Annotated in this window: 12 protein-coding genes; 11 read left to right on the forward strand and 1 reads right to left on the reverse strand. The window is 58.6% G+C overall.

Features of this window, described 5'->3' with window-relative positions; all coding sequences use genetic code 11:
- The first annotated feature begins 6 nt into the window (after positions 1-6).
- The gene (locus AC0L37_RS07885; RefSeq protein ID WP_282221511.1) at positions 7-900 is read left to right on the forward strand and encodes a TIM barrel protein; all 894 of its coding nucleotides are present in this window, start codon (positions 7-9) and stop codon (positions 898-900) included.
- Between the two features lie 11 nt (positions 901-911).
- Positions 912-2,072 (forward strand): Gfo/Idh/MocA family protein, encoded by a 1,161-nt coding sequence (locus AC0L37_RS07890; RefSeq protein ID WP_282221510.1) that lies wholly within the window; start codon positions 912-914, stop codon positions 2,070-2,072.
- 8 nt (positions 2,073-2,080) lie between these two features.
- Here AC0L37_RS07890 and AC0L37_RS07895 read toward each other — a convergent pair whose 3' ends face one another.
- The gene (locus tag AC0L37_RS07895; protein ID WP_282221509.1) at positions 2,081-3,079 is read right to left on the reverse strand and encodes a LacI family DNA-binding transcriptional regulator; all 999 of its coding nucleotides are present in this window, start codon (positions 3,077-3,079) and stop codon (positions 2,081-2,083) included.
- 189 nt (positions 3,080-3,268) lie between these two features.
- Here AC0L37_RS07895 and AC0L37_RS07900 point away from each other — a divergent pair, with 189 nt between their 5' ends.
- From AC0L37_RS07900 to AC0L37_RS07940, 9 genes are all read left to right on the forward strand, one after another.
- Complete coding sequence (locus AC0L37_RS07900; protein WP_282221508.1) at positions 3,269-4,219, forward strand: sugar ABC transporter substrate-binding protein; 951 nt, start codon at positions 3,269-3,271, stop codon at positions 4,217-4,219.
- A 57-nt stretch (positions 4,220-4,276) separates the two neighbouring features.
- Entirely contained in the window at positions 4,277-5,398 is a 1,122-nt protein-coding gene (locus tag AC0L37_RS07905) for an ABC transporter permease (RefSeq protein WP_269368557.1), read from the forward strand.
- Position 5,399: 1 nt separating this feature from the next.
- Positions 5,400-6,179, forward strand: a complete 780-nt coding sequence (locus AC0L37_RS07910) for an ATP-binding cassette domain-containing protein (protein ID WP_282221507.1) — start codon at positions 5,400-5,402, stop codon at positions 6,177-6,179.
- A gap of 807 nt (positions 6,180-6,986) precedes the next feature.
- On the forward strand, positions 6,987-8,093 hold the full coding sequence (locus AC0L37_RS07915) for an ABC transporter ATP-binding protein (RefSeq protein WP_473315007.1): 1,107 nt from the start codon (positions 6,987-6,989) through the stop codon (positions 8,091-8,093).
- Positions 8,080-9,150, forward strand: coding sequence for an ABC transporter ATP-binding protein (locus AC0L37_RS07920; protein ID WP_282221506.1), 1,071 nt, complete (start codon positions 8,080-8,082; stop codon positions 9,148-9,150). Before AC0L37_RS07915 ends, AC0L37_RS07920 begins: the two co-directional genes overlap by 14 nt.
- A 2-nt stretch (positions 9,151-9,152) precedes the next feature.
- The gene (locus AC0L37_RS07925; RefSeq protein WP_212657845.1) at positions 9,153-10,025 is read left to right on the forward strand and encodes a carbohydrate ABC transporter permease; all 873 of its coding nucleotides are present in this window, start codon (positions 9,153-9,155) and stop codon (positions 10,023-10,025) included.
- On the forward strand, positions 10,022-10,918 hold the full coding sequence (locus tag AC0L37_RS07930; protein ID WP_427857057.1) for a carbohydrate ABC transporter permease: 897 nt from the start codon (positions 10,022-10,024) through the stop codon (positions 10,916-10,918). Before AC0L37_RS07925 ends, AC0L37_RS07930 begins: the two co-directional genes overlap by 4 nt.
- 9 nt (positions 10,919-10,927) lie before the next feature.
- Complete coding sequence (locus AC0L37_RS07935) at positions 10,928-11,209, forward strand: DUF2160 domain-containing protein (protein ID WP_269368553.1); 282 nt, start codon at positions 10,928-10,930, stop codon at positions 11,207-11,209.
- Positions 11,210-11,281: 72 nt separating this feature from the next.
- Entirely contained in the window at positions 11,282-13,015 is a 1,734-nt protein-coding gene (locus AC0L37_RS07940; RefSeq protein ID WP_212657847.1) for an ABC transporter substrate-binding protein, read from the forward strand.
- Positions 13,016-13,223 lie beyond the last annotated feature (208 nt).

A 13,223-nucleotide genomic window follows, 5' to 3' on the forward strand; every position in this document is an offset into this window, starting at 1 on the left:
TTAGTCATGACTATCAAAATCGCCAATGCGCCCTGTTCCTGGGGCATTGAATTTGCCGATGGGGCGGGCAATCCGCCCTGGCGCAAGGTGCTGCAGGAATGCGCGGAAGCGGGCTATAAGGGCATTGAGCTGGGACCGGTCGGCTATATGCCCGAAGACCCTGCTGTACTGGGCGCGGCGCTTGATGAGTTCGGTCTGGAACTGGTGGGTGGGGTGGTCTTCCGACCCTTCCACGATCCGGCTGCATGGGATGAAGTGCAAGACGCAGCCGTTCGGACCTGCAAGGCGCTTTCGGCGCATGGGGCGCAGCATCTGGTGCTGATCGACTCGATCTCGCCGCGGCGTGCTCCCACCGCAGGTCGCGCTGGTGAGGCCGAGCAAATGGATGCGGCTGAATGGGTTGCCTACCGCGACAAGTTCGCAGCCATCGCGCGCATGGGGACGGAGGAATACGGGCTCACGGTTGGTATCCACGCCCATGCGGCGGGCTTTATGGATTTTGAACCAGAGCTTGAGCGCCTGCTCGATGAAGTCGACGAGAATATTCTCAAGATCTGCTTTGATACCGGGCATCATTCCTATGCCGGGTTTGACCCGGTGGCCTTTCTCAGGCGCCATATCGGACGGGTGTCCTATATGCACTTCAAGGATATCGACCCGGTGGTGAAGCGCGATGTCATCGCCAACCGCACGGGTTTTTACGATGCCTGCGGGCAAGGGATTTTCTGCAGTCTGGGGCAGGGGGATGTGGATTTTCCAGCTGTGCGTGACATCCTGTTGCAGAACAATTTTGATGGCTGGTGCACGGTGGAGCAGGATTGCGATCCGCTCGGTGACACGCTGCCCATCAAGGACGCTCAAGCCAATCGCCAATATCTGGAATCCATCGGGTTCAACTAGGGAATAGTTACATGAAGAAGCTGAACTGGGGCATGATTGGTGGCGGGCAAGGCAGCCAGATCGGCCCTGCCCACCGGCTGGGTTCGGGGCTGGACGGGGCGTTTTCCTTTGTCGCTGGCGCGCTCGATCACAATGCCGATGCCGGACGCGCCTATGCGCAGACCTTGGGTATCGCGCCTGATCGGGCTTATGGCGACTGGCGCGAAATGCTGGCCGGCGAGAGCGCGCGCGAAGACCGCGTTGATCTGGTCACCGTGGCGACGCCCAACGCGACGCATTACGAAATCACCAAGGCGTTTCTTGAAGCCGGTTTTCACGTGCTGTGCGAGAAGCCAATGACCATGACGGTGGCGGAGGGCGAAGATATCGTCCGCACTGCCGCCGCGTCGGGCAAAATCTGCGCGGTCAATTACGGCTATACCGGGTATTCGCTGGTGCGCCATATGCGGGCCATGGTGGCTCGCGGCGATCTGGGCAAGGTTCGGCTGGTGGTTGCCGAGTTCGCGCATGGCCATCACGCCAACGCCGCCGATGCCGACAATCCCCGGGTGCGCTGGCGCTATGATCCAGCGCAGGCTGGCGTTTCGGCGCAGTTTGCCGATTGCGGTATCCATGCGCTGCATATGGCGAGTTTCGTTACCGGCCAGGAAGTCGACAAGCTGTCGGCCGACTTTGCCTCGTGCATCGAGTCACGCGTTCTGGAAGACGACGCGATGGTCAATTTCCGCATGAATGGTGGTGCCGTGGGCCGGTTGTGGACATCGTCGGTGGCGATCGGCCGCCAGCACGGCCTGACCATCCAGGTGTTCGGCGAAACCGGCGGCTTGCACTGGGCGCAGGAGCAGCCCAATCAACTCTATTGGACGCCCCTTGGAGGTCGGGTGCAGATCATCGAGCGGGGCGAGGCCAATCTGTCCCCGGAGGCTGATCGCTCAAGCCGGGTCACTGTCGGGCACGCCGAGGGTATGCCGCTTGCTTTTGCCAATATTTACTCGGACCTGGCCGAGATGATCAGCGCGACCAAGGAGGGGCGTGCGGCCGATCCTGCCGCTTCACTGTGTCCACTGGCAGTGGATGGTTTGCGGTCCATGGCAGCTGTTCATGGGGCCGTTGTGTCGGCCAAGGGGCAGGGCGAGTGGGTTGATGCGCGGCCGCCCATGTTTCGCGATTAGGTGAACTTTCAAGTGCGGGGTCGCAAGGTCCCGCGCTCTACAATCCGACAGGCAAAGGTGCGCGCCTCGGGGCGTCGATCCGGGTTTGCCAGCAAGGACTCGATCAGCTCGATCGAGGAATTGACGATGTCTTCGACGGGCTGATGAATGGTGGTCAGGTTGACCGATTCCCAGCCGGCTATTTCCATATCGTTCAGGCCCAGTACGCCAATATCGTGGGGTACGCGCAGCCCAGCGTCGCGCATGGCGCTCAGAGCGCCCAGCGAGATGACGTCGTCGGCACAGAAATAGGCCTGTGCTGGTTTCTCTGCGAGCAGTTTGGTCATCGCTTCGCGTCCCGCGGGAAAGCTATAGGCCTTTGCGTAAGTGCAGGACGCCCTGACATTGGTGTGTTTGCGCAGCTCGGTGGCGAAACCCTGCCAGCGATCCCTGGTCGATGAGGCCGTCTCGGGACCGCCCAGAAAGCCTACATTTGTGTAGCCACGCGCCAGGAATTCCTGGGCGGCCATCTGGCCGCAATATTCATTGTCGATGCCCACGACATGAACTTCGGGCGATCCCGACTTCTGCCCGAAAGTGTGCACGACCGGTATTGCCGCAGCGCGGAACGCCTTGGCGAAATCCTGGGGCAGTGTGGACGATGCAACAATGACGCCGTCTACTGAGTATTGCCGCAGCATCTGTACAGAGTGTGCCGGGTCGGTCTCATTGGATAGGTTTACCAGCAGCGGCCTCAGGCCTCGTTCCTGGAGTCCCAGGGTGAACAGGTCGAACACCTGCAGGAAGAACGGGTTCTTGAAGTTGCTGACCACCAGACCGATGAGCTTGGTGCGGCGGGTGGTCAGGCTGCGCGCCAGAAAATTTGGGCTGTAGCCAAGTTCGGCGGCGGCCTTCTCAACCTTGATGCGCATCTTCTTGGAGACCGACGCGCCTTCGGTGAAGCAACGCGAGACGGCCGAACGGGAAACCCCGGCGCGTTCAGCCACGTCCTTGAGCGTCGGTATCATTGCGTCATCTCCACACGAACTAAGCCCACGCTACTTACAGCAAAACTCCCGACGGGTTCAGTATCGATAGTATGAGAAATTTTGCAACCGATTGCAAATACGGTTCCGGTGTGTATTACTGATTAACAGAAGGTGGAGAAACGCTGCCTTCCCTGGACGGAACGCCGAAGAAAATTCTGGGAGGAATTTATGAAGTCGATGTTTAAGGCCCTCGCGCTGACGGCCCTGGTTGCGGTTGCCCCACTCGCCTCAGCGACTGTGGCGCAAGCCGAAGGTGAGAAGTACATTCTGGTCAGCCATGCACCGGACTCCGATAGCTGGTGGAATACAATCAAAAATGGCGTGGCGCTTGCGGGCGAGCAGATGGGTGTTGAGGTCGAGTACCGCAATCCGCCAACAGGCGATCTTGGCGACATGGCCCGGATCATCGATCAGGCCGCTGCCTCAGGGCCCAACGGGATCATCACCACACTGGCCGATTATGACGTGCTCAGTGGCCCCATCCGTGCCGCGGTCGATCAGGGCATCAATGTCATCATCATTAATTCAGGCTCTGCAGAACAGGCACGCGAAGTTGGCGCGCTGATGTTTGTGGGGCAGCCTGAGTACGATGCGGGCTATGCTGCCGGTCTGCGTGCCAAGGGCGATGGTGTTGAGAGTTTCGTCTGTGTGAACCACGTGATCTCCAACGCTGCGGTGGCTGAGCGCTGCCGTGGATTTGCTGATGGTCTTGGTATTGATCTGGGCGAGTCGATGATCGACGTTGGCCAGGATCCAGCTGAAATCAAGAACCGCGTGATGGCCTACCTTTCGGCCAATCCCGGCGTTGATGCGATCATCACGCTTGGCCCAACCTCGGCTGATCCGACAATCCTGGCGCTTGAAGAAAACGGCATGGCTGGCGAAATCTACTTCGGTACTTTCGATCTGGGCACCGAAATCGTCAACGCCATCAAGTCCGGCGTTATCGAGTGGGGTATCGACCAGCAGCCCTTCCTGCAGGCCTACCTGCCAGTGGTGATCATGACCAATTATGATCGGTATGGCGTTCTGCCAGGCAATAACATCAATTCGGGCCCCGGTTTTGTCACCAAGGACGGCCTCGAAATGGTTGAAAAGTACGCTGGTGAGTACCGCTAGCTATCGAGATGGGGCGGCTATTGATTAGCCGCCCTTTTCATATTGGGGAGGGTTAGCATGTCGGATCCGGTACAATCTGGTTCAGACGACGAACGCGTCAAATCTACGTCGCCTTTGCGCAAGGCACTGCTGAGGCCTGAACTGGGCGCCATATTTGGCACCATGGTGGTATTCGCTATGTTTGCCTTGCTGGCTTCCGATTCAGGGATGTTCTCGGCGGCGGGCATTTTGAACTGGTCCACCGTGTCAGCGCAGTTTGCCATTATCGCGGTAGGCGCCTGCCTGCTGATGATTGCGGGTGAGTTTGACCTGTCGATTGGCTCGATGATCGGTTTTGCCGGCATGTCGATCGCGCTGTTGGCTGTCACCTTTGGTTGGCCCATGTGGGCCGCGATCCTGGTGACATTCGGGGTCTGTCTGGCTATTGGCGCGCTGAACGGTTTCATCGTGGTCAAGACAGGGCTGCCCAGTTTCATCGTTACGCTGGCGCTGTTGTTCATTCTGCGTGGCTTTACGATTTTCGTGCCACAGACGCTCGAGCGTAAAACCATCATTGGTGGCATTCGCGAGGCGGCGGAGGGCGATTGGGTTGCCTCGCTGTTTGGGGGTAAAATCCTGCAGCCGCTCTTCTCGTGGATGGGCGATAATGGCTGGATCGAGGTCTATGACCGCGGGATCAATGCCGGAAAACCCATTGTGGACGGGATTCCCGCACTGGTTGTGTGGGCCCTGGTGTTGATCGTGTTTGCTCATGTGCTGCTGACTCGCACCCGTTTCGGCAACTGGATCTACGCTTCTGGCGGTGACGCCCGGGCGGCCAGCTATGTTGGTGTGCCGGTCAATCGCGTCAAAATCCTGATGTTCGTTTTCACGGCCTTCTGCGCCACCGTGCTGGCAACGTGTCAGGTCATGGAGTTCGGTTCTGCGGGCGCCGACCGCGGGGTGCTCAAGGAGTTCGAGGCGATTATTTCAGTGGTGATCGGCGGCGCTTTGCTGACCGGCGGCTATGGCTCGATTATCGGGGCAGGGCTTGGCGCGCTGATTTTTGGCGTCGTGCAGCAGGGATTGTTTTTTGCTGGCGTCGAAAGTTCGCTGTTCCGGGTGTTCCTGGGCCTTATTCTTCTGCTGGCTGTGGTGTTGAACACCTATATCCGCCGCCTGATTACCGGGGAGCGCTAGGATGACCAAACCCGTTATCGAGATGAAGAATATCGAGAAGCACTTTGGCCAGATTATCGCTCTGGCCGGGGTCTCGCTTGAGGTGATGGCCGGCGAATGTCATTGCCTGCTTGGGGACAATGGGGCCGGCAAGTCGACCTTCATCAAGACCATGTCTGGAGTGCACAAGCCAACCAAGGGCGAGATCCTGCTCGATGGTGCGCCGATGAACTTCACCACGCCACGCGATGCCATCGATGCCGGCATCGCCACTGTGTATCAGGATCTTGCGATGATCCCGCTGATGTCGATCAGCCGCAACTTCTTCATGGGCAACGAGCCCCTGACGGGGCGGGGGCCTTTCAAGTTCTTCGACCATGATCTGGCCAATGAGGTCACCATGAGCGAAATGCGCAAGATGGGCATCAATCTGCGCGGGCCGGATCAGGCGGTGGGGACGCTTTCGGGTGGCGAGCGCCAGACCGTAGCAATCGCGCGCGCGGTATATTTCGGCGCCCGGGTGCTGATCCTCGACGAACCGACCTCGGCGCTGGGTGTGCGGCAGACCTCCAATGTGCTGGCGACCATCGACAAGGTGCGCAAGAAGGGCGTGGCTGTGGTGTTCATCACCCATAATGTGCGCCACGCGATGGCCGTTGGGGACCGGTTCACCGTCCTCAACCGCGGCAAGACGCTCGGCACCGCGCCGCGGGGTGAAATCAGCTCCGAGGAGTTGCAGGACCTGATGGCTGGTGGGCAGGAACTGGCTGTGCTCGAAGGTTCATTGAGCGGCACTGTCTGAGCTGCAAGGCACGCACTACGAATAGCGATGGGTCCCACACCGTTCAGCGATGGTGTGGGGCCTTTTTGTTGGGTGGTGAGAAGGTATCAAGAGGTCCGCAGCACGGCTCTCGGTGCTGCAATTGGAGGGGCGTTCAAAGCGAATGTGACCTCAACCATCTGATCGCAAACATCAAAATCGGTGCCGGATCCGGAGGGAGTGCCGAAATGCAGTGTCGGCCGTGAATGCGCGTTTGGTTTCTTAATGGTGATAATGCGCGGCATATTTGGTTTCGATTGACACTCGATTTGGTTTCGTATTAGCTCGGATTGTGCTCGAGATGACTGGATAACCAGCGCCGGGCGGCCGGGAGGAATTAATGGTTTGCACTTGCGCCCATGGCGTATTTGCCGATGGTGACGCCGTTGTCGGGTGTTCCAGTCCGGCGCGGCCAAGGCCGGCTGTATCGCCCAATGTCAGGGTCTTCACATTTCGCATTGCGGCTGTCGTCAAGTCCGCTGCTCAGGCGTATGGTTTGATTGATCTACCCGACCCCGCACGCTTGGCACCTTTTGGCGCTGCGGCGAACGCCGTGTCGGAACTTGCTGCAGACCACGGTGATCCTGGCCAGCATTTTGGACCCGATCTCAGTGCAGATGACATGCGTTCCGCGGTTGCCCGGGGATGGGCGCAGATCCGCGAAACGATTGTAAGCCGCCTCCGGCCTGGCACATCGGACACGATGGGCTGCGCCGCGTAACTCGACTGCTACCTGGCACTGATTGGCGTTTGCGACGCCGGCCTAGCTGGTTGGAAAGGATCAAGAGCTTGCTCGAACTCGACAGCATTACCAAGGTGGTCGGCGCACAGACCCATATCAGCGATGTGTCGCTAAAGCTTGAGCGCGGGACGCTGAACGTGCTGCTGGGCCCGACATTGTCGGGCAAGACCAGCTTGATGCGCCTGATGGCAGGGTTGGACAAGCCTACACATGGCCGACTGAGCTTTGACGGTGTCGATGTGACGGGGGTGCCACCACAGAAGCGTGACATCGCCATGGTGTTTCAGCAGTTCATCAACTACCCCACCATGACGGTCTATGAGAATATTGCCTCGCCGATGCGCGTGGCCGGGGCCGACAAAAAGGCGATCGACGAAGCGGTACAGAGCGCCGCCGAACTGATGAAGCTGACACCCTACCTGCAGCGGACACCGTTGAACCTGTCGGGTGGTCAGCAACAGCGCTGCGCGCTGGCGCGTGCCATTGTCAAGAATGCCGGTCTGGTGCTGCTTGATGAGCCACTTGCCAATCTCGATTACAAATTGCGCGAAGAACTGCGCGCGGAACTGCCGCGCATCTTTGCTGAGGCTGGCACGATCTTCGTCTACGCTACGACCGAACCATCGGAGGCGCTCTTGCTGGGCGGCAATACGGCCACCCTGTCGGAGGGGCGTATCACCCAGTTCGGCAAGACCATCGATGTTTTCCGGCAGCCGCGTGACCTGATCACAGCGAAGACCTTTTCCGACCCGCCGCTCAATATCATTACCATGCGCAAGGCGGGCACGTCGTTTCAGATTGAGGGGGGCTTCGGCTTTGCCGTGCCGCCGCATCTGGTGAGCATCCCTGATGGTACCTACACGATTGGCTTCCAGCCACATCATTTATCGCTGACCCCCGCCAATGCCGCATCGGTGGCAATCAAGGCCAGTGTGACGGCCATGGAAATTACCGGATCAGAGAGCTTTGTGCATTTGCGCTATGCCGATGCGCGCTGGGTCATGCTGACCTCGGGTGTCCATGACTTTGATGTCGATTCACAGATTGAAGTCTTTCTGGACCCGCAATTGCTGCTGGTCTTCGACGAGCAGGGGCGTTCCGTGACCACCAGCCAACCAGACGCTACAGGGGAGGCATGCAATGGCACGAATTGATCTCGACCATATCCGCCACTCCTATCTCCCCAACCCCAAAAACGATGCCGACTTTGCGCTCAAGGAAGTCCATCACCAATGGGATGATGGCGGCGCCTACGCCCTGCTCGGTCCCTCAGGGTGTGGCAAGACCAGCCTGCTGAACATTATTTCGGGGCTGGTTCACCCCTCGCGCGGCCGTATTCTGTTCGACGGCAAGGATGTGACGGCGCTGACGCCTGAACAACGCAACATCGCTCAGGTTTTCCAGTTCCCCGTGATCTACGACACCATGACGGTGTACGATAATCTGGCGTTTCCGTTGCGAAACCGGCGGTTCGCCGAGGACGATATCAAGCGCAAGGTCACCGAGACGCTTGAGATGATCGATCTGTCTGATCTGGCGCATCGGAAGGCGCGCGGCCTGACCGCTGATCAGAAGCAGAAAATCTCGCTGGGCCGTGGTCTGGTGCGCTCTGACGTCAACGCCATCCTGTTCGATGAACCACTCACGGTGATCGATCCGCACATGAAATGGGTGCTGCGCAGCCAGCTCAAGCAGCTGCACAAGCGCTTTGGCCACACCATGGTCTATGTCACCCACGATCAGACCGAGGCGCTGACCTTCGCTGACAAGGTGATGGTGATGTATGAAGGAGTTATCGTGCAAATCGGCACGCCGTCGGAACTGTTCGAGCGCCCAAGCCATACCTTTGTTGGTTATTTCATCGGCTCGCCCGGCATGAATGTGTTTCCGGTAGCCTTGGACGGCGCCGTGGCGCGCCTTGGCAATCAGAGCGTTGATCTGCCCGGCTCAGCCAGGGTCGAAGCGGGTGCAAAGACCGAACTCGGTGTTCGACCGGAGTATGTCCAAGTTGGGCGCCAAGGGCTGCCGATCACGATTCATGCGGTGGAGGATATCGGTCGCCACAAGATCGTGCGGGCCCGGCTCGACGGTCTCGATCTGGCCGCCATAGTTCCTGAACACGGTGAGATCCCTGCTGATCCACACATCACCTTCGATCCGAAGGGCATCAATATCTACGCCAATTCCTGGCGCCAGGAATTGAGGGGCTGATCATGGAAAGAAGCTGGAACAACAGAGCCTGGTTTCTGGTGCTGCCGATGCTGGTGCTGGTGGCATTCTCGGCGATCATTCCGCTGATGACGGTGGTCAACTATTCGGTGCAGGACACTTTCGGCAATAACCAGTTCTTCTGGGCGGGGCTGGAGTGGTTTGAGGAAGTGCTGCACTCGGATCGCTTCTGGAATGCGCTGGGGCGCAATCTGATTTTTTCCGGTCTGATCCTGGCCATTGAAGTGCCGCTGGGCATCCTGATTGCGCTCAACATGCCCAAAAAGGGTCTGGGGGTGACGGTCTGTCTGGTGCTGATGTCGCTGCCATTGCTGATCCCGTGGAACGTGGTGGGGACCATCTGGCAGGTATTCGGCCGTGTCGATATTGGCTTGCTTGGCCATACGCTGGCTGGGCTGGGTATCGACTACAACTATGTGCAGGACCCTTTTGATGCCTGGGTAACGGTGGTGCTGATGGACGTCTGGCACTGGACCAGCCTTGTCGTACTGCTTTGCTATGCCGGTCTGGTCTCGATCCCGGATGCCTATTACCAAGCAGCCAAAATTGATGGCGCCTCGCGCTGGTCGGTCTTCCGGTTCATTCAACTGCCCAAGATGCAACGCGTGCTGCTGATCGCCGTGCTGCTGCGCTTCATGGATTCGTTCATGATCTACACCGAGCCCTTCGTGGTGACGGGCGGCGGGCCGGGCAATTCGACGACCTTCCTGTCCATTGATCTGGTGAAGATAGCAATTGGGCAGTTTGACCTTGGCCCTGCTGCCGCGATGTCGCTGATCTACTTCATGATCGTGCTGCTGATGAGCTGGGTGTTCTACACCGTCATGACCAATCTGGGGCAGGGAGACGACCGATGAGTGATCCTGCAATGGGCGCTGCCGCCCCGATGAGCAATGCTGCCTTGGACCAAACGCAACAGGGTGGTGGCGTTATCAGTCGCCGTCCGCGGACAGTCAGCTATTCCTGGCTGATCCCCACCATCTACATCGTGTTTCTGCTGCTGCCGATCTACTGGCTGGTCAATATGAGTTTCAAGACCAATCAGGAAATCACTGCATCCTTCACCTTGTTTCCCAACGAGTTCACCTGGCACAATTACGCCGTGATCTTCACCGATCCGTCCTGGTATTCGGGCTATATCAACTCGATCATCTATGTGGCGCTCAATACGGTGATTTCCTTGCTGGTGGCGCTGCCGGCGGCCTATGCCTTCTCGCGCTACCGCTTTTTGGGCGACAAGCACCTGTTCTTCTGGCTGCTGACCAACCGCATGGCCCCGCCTGCGGTGTTCGCGCTGCCGTTCTTCCAGTTGTATTCATCGTTCGGTCTGATCGACACCCATATCGCGGTGGCGCTGGCGCACTGCCTGTTCAATGTGCCTTTGGCGATCTGGATCCTTGAGGGCTTCATGTCGGGCGTGCCTAAGGAAATCGACGAGACCGCCTATATTGACGGCTACTCGTTCCCGCGTTTCTTCATCAAGATTTTCATGCCGCTGATTGCTTCGGGCATCGGTGTGGTGGCTTTCTTCTGCTTCATGTTCTCCTGGGTCGAACTGCTGCTGGCCCGCACGCTGACCACCACGGACGCCAAGCCGATTTCAGCGATCATGACTCGAACGGTTTCGGCCTCGGGGATGGATTGGGGGGTGCTGGCAGCAGCCGGGGTTCTGACCATCATCCCGGGTGCTTTGGTCATCTATTTCGTACGCAACTACATCGCCAAGGGCTTTGCCCTCGGGCGGGTTTAGGAGGGCGCTATGGACTTCTCATGGATGGCCTGGACCTGGCCGACGGCGTTGTTCTTTTTCACCATTTTTGCGCTGCTGGTCGGTATGGCCATCTGGGAATATCGCGTTCCCGGCGGCAGCCCTCGCGTGGGCATTCTCAGGTTCGAAACAACGCGCGGTGATCGCCTGTTCGTGTCGCTGCTGGGCAGTGCCTTTATCAATCTCGCATGGCTTGGGCTGATCGGGCCCAACCTGTGGTGGAGTCTCGCCGTGTCGGTGGTCTACGCGATCTGCGTGTTCCGCTTTGTCTAGGCGAGGGGATGGGGGGCGGCCCCGCATGGTGGCCGCTTTCAGACGAAAATCAAAAGACTAGGGAGGACTACAATGCGACTGAACTTGCTTACATCGACTGCAACGCTCGCCCTGATGCTTGCAGGCACACCGGCTTATGCCGGCATGGCGGAGGCGGAGGCATTCCTTGACGCTGAAATCGGCGAGATGTCGACGCTGTCACGCGCCGACCAGGAAGCCGAAATGCAGTGGTTCATCGACGCCGCAGCGCCATTCGCAGGAATGGAAGTCAAGGTGGCCTCGGAAACCCTGACTACGCACGAATACGAGTCCAAGACGCTGGCACAGGCGTTCTTCGATATCACCGGTATCAAGGTCACCCATGACCTGATCGGCGAAGGCGACGTTGTCGAAAAGCTGCAAACCCAGATGCAGTCGGGCGAGAACATCTATGACGCCTATATCAATGACAGCGATCTGATCGGCACCCACTGGCGCTATCAGCAGGTCCGCAATCTGACTGACTGGATGGCTGGTGAGGGCGCTGCCGTTACCAATCCTGGTCTGGACCTCGAGGACTTCATCGGTTCCTCGTTTACGACGGCACCTGATGGAAAACTCTACCAGTTGCCCGATCAGCAGTTTGCCAATCTGTACTGGTTCCGTGCTGACTGGTTCGCCGATGAAGCCAACAAGTCGGAATTCAAGGCCAAGTATGGCTACGATCTGGGCGTTCCGGTGAACTGGTCGGCATATGAAGATATCGCCGAGTTTTTCACCGGTCGCGAAATCGACGGCGTGGAAGTCTATGGCCACATGGACTACGGCAAAAAGGATCCTTCGCTGGGCTGGCGCTTCACCGATGCCTGGCTCTCCATGGCCGGCAATGGCGACAAGGGCATTCCCAACGGCCTGCCCGTCGACGAATGGGGCATCAAGGTCAACGATAAATCCCAGCCTGTTGGGTCTTGCGTCGCCCGTGGTGGTGACACCAATGGACCGGCAGCTGTCTATTCGATCCAGAAGTATCTCGACTGGCTGAAGGCTTATGCGCCACCAGAAGCGCAGGGCATGACGTTCGGTGAATCCGGCCCCGTGCCATCGCAGGGCAATATTGCCCAGCAGATCTTCTGGTACACCGCCTTCACCGCCGACATGGTCAAGCCCGGCCTGCCAGTGATGAACGAAGACGGCACGCCCAAATGGCGTATGGCGCCTTCGCCACACGGCGTTTACTGGAAAGACGGCATGAAGCTTGGCTATCAGGACGTGGGGTCCTGGACACTGATGAAGTCGACCCCGGTTGACCGCGCCTCGGCTGCCTGGCTGTACGCGCAGTTCGTGACCTCCAAGACCGTGGACGTCAAGAAAAGCCATGTTGGCCTGACTTTCGCTCGCGAAAGCACGATCCGTGACCAGAGCTTTACCGATCGCGCTCCACAACTTGGTGGTCTGGTCGAATTCTATCGCTCGCCTGCCCGTGTGCAGTGGTCCCCAACCGGTACCAACGTTCCTGACTATCCAAAGCTGGCTCAGCTCTGGTGGCAGGCGATTGGTGATGCTGCAGCAGGCGCAAAGACACCTCAGGAAGCCATGGACTCGCTGTGTGAAGAGCAGGAGAAGGTGATGTCGCGCCTCGAACGCGCTGGCATTCAGGGCGAATTCGGCCCCGTGCTCGCTGAAGAGCATGATCTGGCCTACTGGAATGCCGATGCAGTCGCCAACGGCAATCTGGCGCCACAGCTGGCAATCGCTGATGAAAAAGAGCAGGGCATGACCGTCAATTACGACGATCTGCTCAAGAGCTGGGCTGACGCTCAGCAGTAACCGCACGTCTCTCCCAACAGAGGCAGGCGTCGGACCGGGTAATGCCTGGCCCGGCGCCATTTCTTTGGTCTCAATAGGATTGAAGAGGCTGCGAGGAGCTCTTGGCCTCTATCATTGGTTTTCAAAACCGCGAGACGTTTGATGCAGGTCAAAAGCCTTGCTTCAGTCTCTTCTAGGCTTCTGATCGGTCGGCAGTGCGTCGATCCAG

The organism is Devosia sp. J2-20 (genome assembly GCF_055808475.1).